Source organism: Streptomyces albicerus, assembly GCF_008905045.1.
GTDB lineage: Bacteria > Actinomycetota > Actinomycetes > Streptomycetales > Streptomycetaceae > Streptomyces > Streptomyces albicerus.
Map to the genome: position 1 here is coordinate 58,784 of NZ_VWMY01000044.1, position 13,376 is coordinate 72,159.

Here is a 13,376-nt window from a genome sequence, read left to right on the forward strand (position 1 = left end):
GCGCGTGAGTCCGGCGTCCTGCGGCACGCCGTCCTGGACCACGGCCCGCTGCCCGAGGAGGCGGTGCGATTGCCGGCCGCCGCCCTGGATGGTCCACGGCCGCCGGGCCGGCCCGGATTCCTCCGAGGCCGGCGAGCGGTGGCCCGGCGGCGGCGTCAGGCGATGGGGTCGCCGACGGCTCCGCCGGTGGCGGTGCGGATCGCGTGGGCGTAGCGCCGGGCGAGGGCCGTCACGTCGTGGAACTCGGTGAGGTCGTCGCCGGCGAGGACGGTGGTGCCGATGTGCTCGTCCAGCACCCGCACCACGGCCGCTGCCGACGCGGCGTGCATCCGCACCTGAAGATCACTGGCCGGGCGGTCGAGACGATCACCGATGATCGCGCACATCTCGCGTTCCACCTGATCGCAGGCCATCAGCCACGCGGTGCGCAACGCCGGCTCGGTGTCGGCGAGCCGGATCATCTTCATCGCGAGCATCTCGTCGGCGAGGTCGACGGGCGGCTTCTCGTGGCCGAGTCTGATGCCGGTCAGTTCCGTGGCCAGGTGGTCTTCGAGGGAGCTCTGCCGGGGCCAGCGGCGCAGCACGCCCAGCAACGTGACTACGCCCTGCATGATGATTGGCTCGGCGCAGCTCTCCTTGCTGCGGAAGTGCCGCCAGATGGTACGCGTGGACAGATCCACGGCCTCCGCGATCTGATCGCCGCTCGTAGCGGCCACTCCCTGGTCCCAGAAGAGACGCGCCGCCTCTCGGGAGATCTCCAGCCGCAGCCGCGCACGCCGCTGCTCACTCATCCCTCCCCCGCTGCGTTGCTTTGTGGCCATGTCGCCTCGCACTCTCCCCTTCTGCTGTCTTCAAGAGGCAGTATGTCGCTAAGTGACATTGATCTGCGCGGGAGGCGCCGAGGCGGTCTCGCATGGCCAAGTAGCTGTGCGAACGGCCGACTGTCGCTGCTGGCCCGGAAGTCCAGGAGCCAACGGCAGGCGGGGGTTCCCATAACGCGCTCCCCGTGGAATGGGCAGGCGCGCGCGAGATGTTGGAGGAGATATGACGACCGATCAGCGCACGATCACCAACGCGGCCGCCCTCCACGACCCGACACCGTTCGGCTACAGCCACGCCGTCTCAGCACCCGGCGAACTCGTTTTCATCGGCGGCCAGTACGCCTCCGACGCCAGCGGCGCTCCCGTGCCCGGAGACTTCGCTGCCCAAGTGGACCTGGCCTTCGACCGGCTGCGGTCGGCGCTCGAAGCGGTCGACCTCGGGTACGAGAACGTGGTCCGCCTCGGCACCTTCATCGTCGACCACGACCTCGACAAACTGGAGATCCTCGGCAAGGCGCTGCACGCCCGCTTCGGCGACCGGCTGCCGGCCCAGACACTGAGCGGCGTTGCCTCCCTCGCACTGCCCGGGATGCTGTTCGAGGTGGACGCGGTGGCAGTACGGCCTTAGCGGACCACTCACGTGTGTCCCGAAATCAAGTGGCTCTACTGGTCAGTGGCTCTACTGGTCCATGGATGAGGGCAGGTGACGGGGGCGGTTGCCTCGTCAGTGGTGCTGCTTGGTGATGTCCAGGCCGCGTGGGGTGAGGGTGTACACGGTGGCGGCCATGGCCGGCAGCGTGATGACGCCGCTGACCCCGTTCTGGCTCCACCTACCTGTCAGCGGTGGTCAGCAGGACTCTTCCATCTTCACCGCGGTGAGCTTCACGTGCTGCCCGTCGAGCTTGATTCCGGCGGCCGGTTGCTGGGTGCAGGTCCGCCACTCGGATTCCCTGAGGAGGATGCGGTCCAGGCCGGAGGCGTCGGTGACGGTGATGTCGGCGCGGTTCCCGAGAGCTCGGCGGGCGGCCGTGACGGCCTTGCCCTCGACGCCGGGCATGGTCGATCCCGTGGCCTGCCCTTCGTCCGCGTCCGCGACCGGGCAGACCTCGTCGAGCTTCACCACGGCGAAGGCGAAGTTCCCGGAGGTGTAGCTACCGGCCTTCGGGGTCTGGGAGCAGACCTTCCAGCGGCGGTCGTCGCCGCTGACATCCGGGACGCGTCCGTGGCCCAGGGCGTCGTGCGCGCTGGATTCGAAGTTCAGTGTTGTTGCCTCGAAGACAGCAAGACTTAGTTGCTTGCCGGTCATGTCCGGAATCAGGATGGGGCCGGTGTAGTCCTCCTCCGAATGGTCCTCGGGTTCATCGGCTGGGGCAGATGTGTAGCGCTCCGGGCCGCCTGCGGTGGTCGCTGTGCTGCCGCAGGCGGTCACGACGGCGAGGCAGGCGGCGGTGAGCGTGATGGCCGCGCGGGTACGCATGCATTCCCCCAAGGGCTCGCGGGTGCTGAAGGGCATCATGCTCTTCCGAAGGAGAGTGCCGGGGTACTGACCGCCAGGAAGTCCGGGATGTGCCGTCCGCGGCCCTGCCTGTGCTCGAAGTACAGGCAGAACGGCGGCAGCACGTCCGACACACCCAGGAAGTCCAACGCGGGCAGCAGCCGACCACGAATGCGACCTTCGTCAGCGGGGTGCGACCGCTACAGGTGGCGGTCCGGTGCGACGGCGACGCTGCCGCCGCTATCCCATGCCACGCCCCAACCGCCCGGCTGTCATCCCCAAGCGGAACCTGGCCGTCTTCGGCAAATCCAGATGCTCGCCCCGGAACCGCGTCCGCAGTGCGCGATCATGCGTGACCAGGACGATCGCGCCCGGGTAGTCGAGCAATGCCGCCTCCAGTTCCTCTACCAGCGCCGGGGACAGGTGGTTCGTCGGCTCGTCGAGCAGCAGGAGGTCCGCAGGCTCCGAGACCAGCCGTGCCAGGTCCACGCGGCGGCGCTGGCCGTACGACAACTCGCCGATGCGCAGCCGGAGCTCCGCCGGGCGGAAGAGGCCGAGGGCCAGCAGGGCGTCCGCGTGCTCGTCGGCGGAGCCCACGCGGCCCAGCGCGAACGCCTCCGCCACCGTCAGGCCCGGCGGCCACGGCGTCTCGTCCTGGCGCAGATGGCCCACCCGGCCCGGCACCTGCACCGAGCCCTCGTCGGGCCGTAACTCACCTGCCAGCAGCTTCAGCAGCGTGGTCTTGCCCGCGCCGTTGGGGCCGGTGACCAGCAGCCGGCCGGCAGTGCCGAGGGTGAGGGAGTCCAGGCGGAGGCGGTCTCCTACACGTACGTCCGACAGTTGTACCGATACACGTACGTCCGACAGTTGTACCGAGGGGAGAACCACCGCTGACGCATCTGCGCCGTCCCCCGCCGTCCCGATGCACGCGGTGAAGGCCAGCGGCTCCGGTGGCGGCGCCACCGGATTCGCCGTCAGCCGGTCGACCCGCTCACGGGCGTTGCGGATACGGGCCATCGCGCCGTGCGCCCGGCCGCGGGCCCGGAAGCCGCCGTGGCCGAAGTTGGCCAGCGGGGCCTTGCGCGGGATGCCGTCGAGGCGGACCGCATGGCCGGCGGCCAGCCGCTCGTTGCGGGCCAACTCGGCCCGCCACTCCTCGTACTCCTGGAGCCGGCTGCGGCGTTCCGCGGCCTTGGCGGTGCGGTAGCCGGCGTAGCCGTCTCCGTACCGCGTGACCTTTCCCGCCTCGGCCTCCAGGACCGTGGAGGTCAGGCGCTCCAGGAAGACGCGGTCGTGGGTGACCGCGAGCACCGTGCCGGGGTGTGCCCGCAGCTGTGCCTCCAGCCACTCCACGGCCTGGTCGTCCAGGTCGTTCGTCGGCTCGTCCAGGAGCAGCAGTTCCGGGCGGCCTGCGAGGACGGCGGCCAGGGCCAGCCGGGAACGTTCGCCGCCGGAGAGGGTGCCGAGTCGTCGGTCGCGGGGGAGCGTGGGCAGGCCGAGATGGTGCAGAGCGAGGTCGACACGGTGGTCGGCGTCGTAGCCATCACGCGCCTCGTAGCGCTCGAGGAGGGCGGCGTACGCGGCGAGTGCCGCCGGGTCTGCGCCGTCGCCGAGCGCCTGCTCGGCCCGGCGCAGCTCCGCCTCCAGTGCGCGCAGGTCCGCGAGGGCCAGGTCGACGGCGTCCTGGACGGTGGCGGTCGGGGGCAGGGGGATGGTCTGCGGCAGGTAACCGATGCCGTCGGCGGCGGTCACGGTCAACTCGCCGCTGTCCGGGCGTTCCTGGCCCGCGATGAGCCGCAGGAGAGTGGACTTGCCGGAGCCGTTGTCACCGATGAGCCCGGCCTTCTCGCCCGGCTTCAGAGTGAAGGAGACCTGGTCGAGGACAGTGCGGCCGGGATAGCGCTTGGTGACGTGGTGAAGGGTGAGTTGTGAGCTGCGCATGAACGGGTCCCTCCTGGCCGCGGGCTTCGGCCCGGGCCGGATCGGGTGGATGAGAGGGCACGACGGGGCGCGGCGATGGCGGAGCGGTGCTCTACGCCATCGGAGCCGGTTTTCTCACAGGGAACCCATGCGGAGGACGGTACGACACGGAGGAGGGATTTGGCAAGACGATACGTCTCGTCGTGGTCGCGGGTCTTGTCGCGAACGGGCCCCGCGCGGTGAGGTGGGCGTGGTGGCTCAACCTTTGCTGCGAGGGGTCAGTTGTCCTGTGACAGCCGATGTTGAGCACGTGCCATCGCACGTTGCACGGCGCAGCTCGGCCTCCCCTGACCGCCGTCGGCCGGAGCCTGTGCCGCTGTGCCGCGGTGCCGGCGCCACCGGCACCGGCACCGGCACCGCACGGACTCCACCGGACGCTCGACTGGCGACTCCGCACCGCCGCCGAGGGGATCGGAGGCGGCCGCGCTCCTTCTACCAGTGCTGCTCTGTGTAGTGCGCGCGGAGCAGGTCGGCACCCCAGTCGTGGCGGACGTGCCGCCAGACGGAGTGGGCGTGATTGCCGTCGTCCTGAGTGTTGTCGTACTCGATGAGGAAGTCCGGGGCCCGTACGCAGTAGTAGTGCCGGTCCCCGGGAACGAGGCCGCCGGCCCAGGCGAAGGAGAGCGCGTCCAGTCCTCGCGCCACGGCATCGGACCAGCATTCCTGCGCGTACGCCGCGGGCGCGCGGTCGAGGTAGCGGCGCACCAGGCGCTCCAGCAGCCGCTGCTGACCGGGCGTCATGTCCCCGTACGGCAGGCCGGCCGGCAGCAGGTCTGGATCGGCGAACGGGTCGGCGCGGGTCAAGATGTCCTCCGGCGGCGCGGCGGCGAAGACCGCCTTCGCCCGTCGGCCGGCGTCCAGGTCCGTGACCAGCTCCCGGGCCAGGTCCTCCTCCGTCCCCAGCAGCCGGCGGCCGGCCTGCGGACCGTCCGTGATGTGCGCCGGCTCCGCCCCGATGAAGTGCGGCGTCACCCGCATCTCGGCCGACGTGATCAATATGTGTACGGCGAGGTGGTGGCCGTTCATCCGCCAGCCCCAAGGATCGTCGCCGTCCGGGTCGCCCAGCAGCCGCACCCAGTAGCGGTCGGCACCCGTGGCGCCGAGCATGGCCCGGCGGTGCCGCTCCACCTCGATCGCGCCGCGCGCCAGCTCCGCTCCGGGTGCGCTGTGCGCCGCGGCCAGCAGCGCGTCGACAGCCTCGCGCTGCTCGCCGCCGAGGCCCTCGGTGGGCAGCCCGGGGCGCGGGCCCGGCAGATACGTCCATTCCCGCAGTTCCGGCGCGTCCAGCCGGGCGGGCCCCGCGCGCAGCTCGCGCACCTGCTCCGGCTCCAGCACGGACAGCAACGCGCGCACGGCCTCCCGCATCTCCGCGGCCGTCGCCTTCAACTGATTCCCGCCCACCGTTCCTCCTCCCGTCGGCGCCCGATCTGACGCCCCCCGTGATCCATGGTGCGCCATGCGGCTTCGCCTGAGGGAAGCCCGTTCGAGAAAGGCATGCGAGCGGTCGCGGGTCCGCTCCGCATGTGCGACGGGCCGTCAGCAAGCTGACCGCCCCCATGAATGATCGAGGTTGGGTGGGCTGCCTGGCCCGGTTGGCTGGGAATCGATTGAACGCCTGTCCAGCCTTGTGATTGCCTGACGTGCTGGCCAAACGGGTCGGCTGGGGGAGGGGTAAGGCATGTTGGTTGGGCGGAATCGGGGCAGACGTGGTCTAGCCGCTGTGGCCCTACTGGTCGGGGTGCTGGCAGCGCCTGTTGGGGTCGCCGGGGCCGCGGAGGTCGCGGCGCCGGTGCCGCCCGCAGGGACGATGAGAGACCTGGGCACGCTCAGCGGTGGGACGTCCAGCGTCGGGCGTGCGATCAACGACCAGGGCCTGGTCGCAGGGTACGGCGACACGGCGGGCGGCAGCGACCATGCGTTCTTGTGGTCTGTCTCAGGTGGCATGCGGGATCTGGGCACGCTCGGTGGGGAGATCAGCTCCGGGCAAGCGATCAACGAGCGGGGCCAGGTCGCCGGGTTCGGCAACACGGCGGACGGCAGCCTGCATGCGTTCTTGTGGTCTGCCTCGTGCGGTATGCGGGACCTGGGCACGCTCAGTGGCGGGACCAGCTCCGGACAGGGGGTCAACGAGCAGGGGCAGGTCACCGGGTTCGGCACCGCGGCGGACGGCAGCGTGCATGCGTTCTTGCGGTCTGCCTCGGGCGGTATGCGGGATCTGGGCACGCTCAGCGGCGGGGCGACCAGCCTCGGGCAAGCGATCAACGAGCGGGGCCAGGTCACCGGGTTCGGCACCGCGGCGGACGGCAGCATGCACGCGTTCCTGTGGTCGCCCTAGCCTCGCGCTTTCACGGCGTGGGCTGTCCGACAGGTGATCAAGTAACTGGAAAGTGCCCCTGACCAGGCAGAACGAGGATTGTCGAGGTCCTTGTTCCCGTGGCGTCGAAGGCACTTTCCAGGTGAAGAAGCGTAACGGGTTCTATCCGTGTGTCCGTGTGTCCGTGTCGAGGGCGGCGGTCGTGGGGCGGTGACGCAGACGGGCGCGGTGCTGCTGGTCGAGACGGTCCGCAAGGCCGGTCTGAACGGCCTCAACGAATCGCTGTGACCAGCGCTTTCACAACAGACCCCAAACCCCTTTGAGGCAGGTCGCGATCTCTCCTAAGTTGGCCCGCGTGACGATCGAGGTGCCCTACCAGCCGCTTCCGATGCACCAGTCAAACGTTCGCTACGCCCACGGCCCCGACTCTGCAGCACAGCCCGGCGTGCCCTCTGGCGAGACGATCGAGTTCGGCTGGAACGACAGCGCGATATACCCCGGCACGTCCCGGAAGTTCTGGGTCCACGTGCCAGCGAGTTACAACCCTGCCAACCCAGCGTCGCTCATGGTGTTCCAGGACGGATGGTGGTACCTGGACCCGGCCGGTGAGGTCCGCGGGGCGATCGTCCTGGACAACCTCATGCACCGGGGTGACATCCCGGTCACCATCGGCGTGTTCCTCGACCCCGGCATCTTCCCCGACGCCGAGGATCCGAAGAACCGCAACACCGAGTACGACGCATTCGACGATCGGTACGTCAGTTTCCTCCTGAACGAGATCATCCCCGAGGTCGGCAAGCACTACTCGATCGCCGAGGACCCCGATCAGTGGGGCATCTGCGGTGGCAGCAGCGGCGGCAACTGCGCGTTCACTGCAGCATGGCTGCGCCCCGACAAGTTCCGCCGGGTCATCGCGTTCCTGTCCAGCTTCACGCAGATGCCCGGCGGCAACCCCTACCCCGAACTCATTCCCCGCGTCCCCAGCAAGCCGCTGCGCATCTTCCTCCAAGCGGGCCATCGTGACCTGCGCTGGAACGAGCCCGAGGGGAACTGGCTCGCCAACAACCTGCGCGTCGCGGCCGCGCTCGCGGAAGCCGGCTACGACTTCCGCCTGGTCCTGGGCGACGGCGGTCACAGCCCCAACCACGGCGGCGTTCTGCTCCCCGATGCCCTCCGCTGGATGTGGCGATCCGACGAGGACTGAGTGCAGCCAGGTATTGATCAACAACCCTGAGCACCAAGGCGGCCAACTGAAGCACTCAAGGGCCATGAGACGTCGTGCCTGATCAGGAATCCAGCCCCGAGCCTCCATCGCCAGCAGAACCCGGTCCGCCAGGAACACGAGGACACCCAGCGCAACGACTCCTCCGGCAACCAGTAACACGGTGTCCATGATCAGCGACCGGGATCAGCGACCGGACCTCAGGCGATCGACCCAGCGGCCAAGACCCCACCGTGACCGGCGAGGACGCGGCTGCACCGGCCGACGACCTTCTGCTCCTGCCTGACCGGCTTCACCGGGGCTTCGCCCCCAGTGATCGTCGGGTGACAGGATCGGCGCCTTGCGTTCTGCCTGAGCTCGGATCTCAACGTGAGACTCGTGAGCGGTGATGCGGAACGCCTCCTCGTAGGAGGCCAGGGCCGCACTCACGGCGCCGCCTGCGAGACCGCGGCTGCGAATACGTGATGCCAGCCAGGTGAAGAAACCCAGGACTGCGGCAAGGCCACCGATCAAGATCAGGAACGGTAAGAACGCATCCACCGGCATGAGCCTACTGGCCAACTGTGATGCTCAGAGTGGCCAGCTAGCGTGCTCAGTCACAGCTGCGCGTCACAAAGCCCGCCGTGGCTGACCTGATTCATTCGAACTCATGCTCGAATATCGAGGCATGTCTGCGAGACCGATGGCGAGCGGGCGGCGGTCCAGGTGAGCCGGCGCCCTCGTCTCCGCTCGGCTCGCTGCTGCCCGGCGGGCGTATCCGCCCTGGTACGGCGGTCAGGGCCGGTCATGACATGCCGCTGCTGCTCGCGCTCGCGGCCGAGGCCTCTCACACGTCGGTGGGCTGGGCGGCGGTGGGCTTGCCGCAGTTGGGGGCGCTCGCGGCGGAGGCGGCAGGGCTGGATGTGCCCGAGGCGGCGGTCCGGGAAGAACGGATTGTGAGGCGTGGTGAAGGGGTGCAGCGCAAGGCCCAGCGGTTCCAGCTTCCTGGCGGTCCAGTAATCCCCCGGACCGGATCCAGCAGCGCGCCATTCGGGCCGGTAATGGATCAAGCGGTTTCGGAAGCGCGCCAGCGTTTCGGCAGGCGTGTACGGCGCCTCGCTCTCATCGAATTCCTCCCTGCCGAGAAGCTGTAGGACCGTCTGTGCCCGCTCCACCAGTGGTGGCGGCCGGTAGCCCCACTTGTTCCCCAGTTCCGCGAGAACTGCTCGCTCGGCACTCTGGAGCCCTCCCCCTGCCTCCGCCTACGGCTAGGTTGTCCCCCTGGGCCGACTCCACCAGTTCGTTGAATGCGGCTTCTAGGAAAGCCGCCGCAGTCATGATGGTCGCCACCGCGTAAGTGCGATGCTCTGCTGCCTGAGCCTCGGACCAGGTGAGCCCTCGCGCCGTCTCTTCGGTATTGGGCTGAGCTGGGTTGTGCTCCAGCTCCCCGCACTTGCGGCAGAGCAATGTGGCCGCGAGCGCATGATCACGCGAGAACCAGTGCCACGCCATTATCTGTGCGTTATATGCCGACGCCTCCACCATGTGGACATAGTGAACCAAATATTGATATTAGGCCCGCTGGAGTGACGCGCTCATTGGACAGCGGTGACTCGGTCGCAACGGCTGAGACTGAGCGCTTCAGTTGGCCAGTTAGCGCGCGAGTTGGCCATTTGAGTGTTCTGCGTCGAGGGCTGCTACGTATCGCGCATAGACGTCGCAGCTATGAACTTCCAGCCGAACGCCGTACACGACAGCATGTGAGCTCTCATCTTTGCCGTCCATAACTGCAGAACGTGGTAGGCAGTACGGAACTTGGAAGCCGACTTACGGGCGGTCAGGAGGCCGGGCATCCATCGGCTCCTCCGGGGTCCGCTCGGTGGCCTGCCTCGCCAGCTCGGCTCGGAGGTCGTCCGGGCCGAGCGCCAGCAGATCGCCGATCGCCCGGTTCCATCCGTCGGCCGCCTGCTCCACCGCGGAACAGAAGCCCCGTCGCACCGGGCGCCCGGCCACCATCAGGGCGAAAGCGGCGACCGGCCGCAACAGCCACCGCCCTCGCACGGTGACCGCGACGTCCACCTGCCACCGGCCGTCATCCGTCATACGCGGTCGCAGATACAGCCGCGCCTCGAACAGCCGGTGCTTCAGCCGTGCCGTCGCAGGGGCACGAACCGCCGACCGGGCCCGGGGCGCAAGGTCGACCGCCGCCCACCACGCGGCCAGGTCGAGCCGCGCTTTTCCTGACCCCCGGCGCAGCGCGCCCGATCCCTCTGGGCCCCGCACCCGTCCTTCGGCCTCCAGCAGCCGCGGTCGGTCGGGGGTGCTCAGCCGCAGAACCGTCCACACCGTCAAATCGTCCGAGATCAGTAGCTGTTCCACGGCGATCGATTTGCTGCGCCGCCACTCACGTATGAGCACAGTCACCTGGTCCGTGGAGCCGGTTTCCGAGAGCTCGTACCGGGCGCCGGGCTGCAAGTGCCGACCCTTGATCAGTCGCACGTCCGCGACCGGCTGCCCGTTCTCCAGCACGATCTCCTGTCCGCGGCCCTGGGTGGATTCGGTGAAGTCCAAGATCAGCTTGGTGAGTTCCTGGAGCCGGTCGGGTCCCAGGGCAAGGACGGTCACGGAGTGTCGGAGAACGGTCATGTGGCTATCCGCCCGGAGACCGGATAAACCGGCCGTGCTGTTCGTCGCCGCCTTTGCAGTGCGCTCACTTTTCCCCACCCGGACTGTCAGACCTGCACGCAGCCCCTTGACGTTGCATCCAGCACAGCGAGTCTACAAAAGGGCGTCGGGGGCAGAGCCGGTGCAGGGGGCAGTCGGGCCCTGGCCGACGAGCACTCAACTGGCCAACTGAAGCTGTCCCGTCTCAAAGGATCTGGTTCGCGAGTCAGGCTGTGACCTGCGGCGACCAGATCGCTTGAGACGCCCTGCGAGTCGGTTTCTCACCCGACATGGTTCGGCGGGGGTGGATGCCGAACCACGTCTCAGTTGATCTGGTCTGGTACTGGCGTGCTGAACTGATACCAGCACTGGGTGGCCGGCCACTCTTGGTAGTTGCGGAAGGTTTCGCGTCGCTAATCTGTTTGTGTGACACCGAATGAGGACCGCCAGTTCCCTGCCCCGCTTGCCGCTGCCATGGCAGTCCGGCTCGGCTGCGTCGGCGAGGACGGTGTCGACTTCGAGCCCTTCGAGGCTTTCCTGACTGCCGATGAGACAACCGACTGGTTCCGGGCGTGGACCGGCAACGGCGAGCTGAGCGGCGACGACTTCCGCGTGTTCGGCCAAGATGGCACCGGCGGGTACGCCGCATTCTGGCTGATCCGCCCAGGCCGAGCACTGGTCGAGCAGCCCGTCGTCTTCCTCGGCTCCGAAGGGGAGACCGGCGTCGTCGCCCGCAACCTGGGCGCTTTCCTGTGGTTGCTGGCCGACGGCTTCGGCCCATGGGAGGCAACCACCTCGTACGAGCCCGCGCCCGACTGGATCCCACACCCCAACCGTGAACTGACCGCCGTTGCAGAACAATTCGCTCCACTCCATCGCGCGGCAGCAGTGCTCCTGATTGAGCAGGCCACGCGAGAGTTCCCCGACTTCGACGACACCATCATGGAACTCTGCCGCTGAACCCGATCGCCTGAGACCAGGGGCGAATCGGACCAGATCATTTGAGACAAGGGCCACATCGGCAGAGACGGGACAGAAGCGCTCAGTTGTCCTGTGTCACCGAACCTTGAGCGAATGTCACCGAACTTTGACTACTGGGCAGTTCGTGTCATCGAAGTTTGACCGCCCGGGAAAGTGCAGGTCAGGGCCCGTCCTCCGGGCCCATGAAGGCGCGGGCGCTTCCCACGGTTCCGCAGCGCGGCGAAGCTGATTCCGGCGCGTCTCCCTCTGGTCCGGCTGGCGTGCACCGTCTGGCCAGGGGTTTCGTGGCCGGCCAAACTTTGATGCCGTAGATCAAGGTTCGGTGGCACAGGTCACCGGTCCTGGGATTTCGGGCCCAACGTAGAACTCGGCCCAGTCGTCCTGCTCCCTCAAGGGCCTGCGAGGGACCGCGGTGCTGCGGTCCCGGGTACTCAGGGGAGGAACGTCACTGCCGGGAAGGCTGGGGACGGCCCGTCGAGCAGGTGTCCCCGACGGTGGCGCAGGTGCTTGTCGAAGAACGCGAGCGGGTACGCCTGCTGGATCTTCACCGCCTGGTCGGGATCGAGGGTGCCGATCACGTCCTGGAGCTGCTTCCTGCTCCATCCGAGCAGCTTCGCCACCTGTGGGAACAGCGCCTCGTTGTCGCCGTACGAGACGTGGGCGGCGCCCTGGGCCTGGATGTTCAGCCGCCAGCCCCGCAGGTGCGACCAGAATGCGGCGACCTCGGGATCTGTTGCCCGAGTGAATTCGGCGGACATCATCATGAACGGCCGGTCCAAGTCGCCGGCCAGTGGCGGGTTCATCTGCATCGGGCCGTCAAGGCTCAGCCCGGCCCGGATGCGCTCGTCCGCGAGCGTGGCGCAGGCGGTGGCCGTCCCGCCCTTCGACCAGCCGAACGCGCCCATGCGCCGCGGGTCGAGGGAGCCGAGCAGTCCGGCCGGCAGCTGCCTGTGGTCGACGTCGGGATTGCACCCGGCGGCGAGCTGCTCGACGCAGTCGAGGACGAAGCGCAGGTCCGTGGCGAAGTCCCCGGGCAGCGTCGGCGCCTGCTCGTCGTCGATCGGGACGGCGATCCGACCGCCAGGGAACTCGGTGTACGTGTCGTACTGATGGGCCACCGACACAGCCGCGTATCCGTGGCTGGCGAGCTCCTGGACCATGACGGTGTGGTCGCCCTGGTGGCTGTGCGCGCCGTGCGAGAACACGACCACGGGCAGCCGTCGTCCCGATCGCCGCACCGGAGCGCCCACGTGGCCGGCAGAAAGCGGCCCCAGGGGGGCCAGATCGCTGAACCCGGCGTCGGCGAGGAACGCCTCAAATGCGCCGGTCGGCATCCAGGGCGCCACCGGGTACCGCTGGACGTCCCGGGCGGGGTACCAGACGGTGGCCATCAGCTCGCGAAAGTGCCCGGGGCCCGCAATGTCGTCCGGACGTGACCGGTCCACGAGGTGCAGTTGGACCGTGCCCACCGGGTGCGGCCCGGTCGGCACGGGCAGCATGAGCCGCTTCGGGGCGGGCGTGCCCGAGTCCGCCCGCGCAGGGCTGGCAACCGCGGCAAGCGGCACGGCGGTCCCGGCGGCCAGCGCGGCTCCGAGCACGCTGCGGCGCGTCATGCCCTTCTGGCTGATGAACGGCATGGTGGTCATGGGCCCTCCCGTGGTGACAGAACGTCAACCGTGCCGCGACGGCCAGTCCGTGGGCACAAGGGAACGGTGTCGCGTGCCCCTCCCGCACAACATCGGCCCACCGTTTGATTTCTCGCGAGGGCATTGGCCCACGGGTTTACACCCTGGGGCTGATGCGGTCGGCGGTTCGTCCGGTTGTGAGGCCATCCCGATCACCTCGGGCTCGCGGTCCAGCAGGACCGGTGACCTGTGTCACCGACCGGGAAGCGCCCGCGCCTTCATGGGCCCAGAGAAT

Annotated in this window: 11 protein-coding genes; 5 read left to right on the top strand and 6 right to left on the bottom strand. The window is 68.7% G+C overall.

What is annotated here, in order from left to right:
- Positions 1–155 precede the first annotated feature (155 nt).
- Positions 156–791, bottom strand: a complete 636-nt coding sequence (locus GAS53_RS34680) for a TetR/AcrR family transcriptional regulator (protein ID WP_225859268.1) — start codon at positions 789–791, stop codon at positions 156–158.
- A gap of 253 nt (positions 792–1,044) precedes the next feature.
- Between GAS53_RS34680 and GAS53_RS34685 the strand changes: the two genes are divergently transcribed.
- Positions 1,045–1,449, top strand: a complete 405-nt coding sequence (locus tag GAS53_RS34685) for a RidA family protein (RefSeq protein ID WP_151481730.1) — start codon at positions 1,045–1,047, stop codon at positions 1,447–1,449.
- Between the two features lie 219 nt (positions 1,450–1,668).
- Here GAS53_RS34685 and GAS53_RS34690 read toward each other — a convergent pair whose 3' ends face one another.
- The 3 genes from GAS53_RS34690 to GAS53_RS34700 form a co-directional block, all read right to left on the bottom strand.
- Positions 1,669–2,298: a hypothetical protein gene (locus GAS53_RS34690; protein ID WP_151481731.1), complete on the bottom strand. Its 630-nt coding sequence runs from the start codon at positions 2,296–2,298 to the stop codon at positions 1,669–1,671.
- Positions 2,299–2,556: 258 nt separating this feature from the next.
- A complete protein-coding gene (locus GAS53_RS34695) occupies positions 2,557–4,257 on the bottom strand; it encodes a TlrC/CarA/OleB/SrmB family ABC-F type ribosomal protection protein (protein ID WP_151481732.1) in 1,701 nt (566 codons plus the stop codon).
- 471 nt (positions 4,258–4,728) lie between these two features.
- Positions 4,729–5,697, bottom strand: a complete 969-nt coding sequence (locus GAS53_RS34700) for a DUF3500 domain-containing protein (protein WP_225859269.1) — start codon at positions 5,695–5,697, stop codon at positions 4,729–4,731.
- Positions 5,698–6,016: 319 nt separating this feature from the next.
- On the opposite strand from GAS53_RS34700, the gene GAS53_RS34705 reads away from it, so the two are divergent.
- The 3 genes from GAS53_RS34705 to GAS53_RS55460 all read left to right on the top strand — a co-directional run bounded on the left by GAS53_RS34705 (position 6,017) and on the right by GAS53_RS55460 (position 8,965).
- Positions 6,017–6,631 (top strand): hypothetical protein, encoded by a 615-nt coding sequence (locus GAS53_RS34705; RefSeq protein ID WP_225859270.1) that lies wholly within the window; start codon positions 6,017–6,019, stop codon positions 6,629–6,631.
- 334 nt (positions 6,632–6,965) lie between these two features.
- A complete protein-coding gene (locus GAS53_RS34710) occupies positions 6,966–7,814 on the top strand; it encodes an alpha/beta hydrolase (protein WP_151481734.1) in 849 nt (282 codons plus the stop codon).
- Positions 7,815–8,623: 809 nt separating this feature from the next.
- Positions 8,624–8,965: a hypothetical protein gene (locus GAS53_RS55460; RefSeq protein ID WP_192583407.1), complete on the top strand. Its 342-nt coding sequence runs from the start codon at positions 8,624–8,626 to the stop codon at positions 8,963–8,965.
- Positions 8,966–9,638: 673 nt separating this feature from the next.
- On the opposite strand, the gene GAS53_RS34725 is transcribed toward GAS53_RS55460, so the two are convergent.
- Positions 9,639–10,457 carry a hypothetical protein gene (locus GAS53_RS34725; RefSeq protein ID WP_151481736.1) on the bottom strand — a complete coding sequence of 273 codons (819 nt, stop codon included), beginning with the start codon at positions 10,455–10,457 and terminating at the stop codon, positions 9,639–9,641.
- 444 nt (positions 10,458–10,901) lie between these two features.
- On the opposite strand from GAS53_RS34725, the gene GAS53_RS34730 reads away from it, so the two are divergent.
- Positions 10,902–11,435, top strand: a complete 534-nt coding sequence (locus tag GAS53_RS34730) for an SMI1/KNR4 family protein (RefSeq protein WP_151481737.1) — start codon at positions 10,902–10,904, stop codon at positions 11,433–11,435.
- A 452-nt stretch (positions 11,436–11,887) separates the two neighbouring features.
- Here GAS53_RS34730 and GAS53_RS34735 read toward each other — a convergent pair whose 3' ends face one another.
- Positions 11,888–13,102: an alpha/beta hydrolase family protein gene (locus tag GAS53_RS34735; protein ID WP_151481738.1), complete on the bottom strand. Its 1,215-nt coding sequence runs from the start codon at positions 13,100–13,102 to the stop codon at positions 11,888–11,890.
- Positions 13,103–13,376 lie beyond the last annotated feature (274 nt).

Coding starts and splice junctions, on each gene's coding strand:
- GAS53_RS34680 (WP_225859268.1), bottom strand. CDS start 791: ATGAGTGAGCAGCGGCGTGCGCGGCTGCGGCTGGAGATCTCCCGAGAG.
- GAS53_RS34685 (WP_151481730.1), top strand. CDS start 1,045: ATGACGACCGATCAGCGCACGATCACCAACGCGGCCGCCCTCCACGAC.
- GAS53_RS34690 (WP_151481731.1), bottom strand. CDS start 2,298: ATGCGTACCCGCGCGGCCATCACGCTCACCGCCGCCTGCCTCGCCGTC.
- GAS53_RS34695 (WP_151481732.1), bottom strand. CDS start 4,257: ATGCGCAGCTCACAACTCACCCTTCACCACGTCACCAAGCGCTATCCC.
- GAS53_RS55460 (WP_192583407.1), top strand. CDS start 8,624: ATGCCGCTGCTGCTCGCGCTCGCGGCCGAGGCCTCTCACACGTCGGTG.
- GAS53_RS34725 (WP_151481736.1), bottom strand. CDS start 10,457: ATGACCGTTCTCCGACACTCCGTGACCGTCCTTGCCCTGGGACCCGAC.
- GAS53_RS34735 (WP_151481738.1), bottom strand. CDS start 13,102: ATGACCACCATGCCGTTCATCAGCCAGAAGGGCATGACGCGCCGCAGC.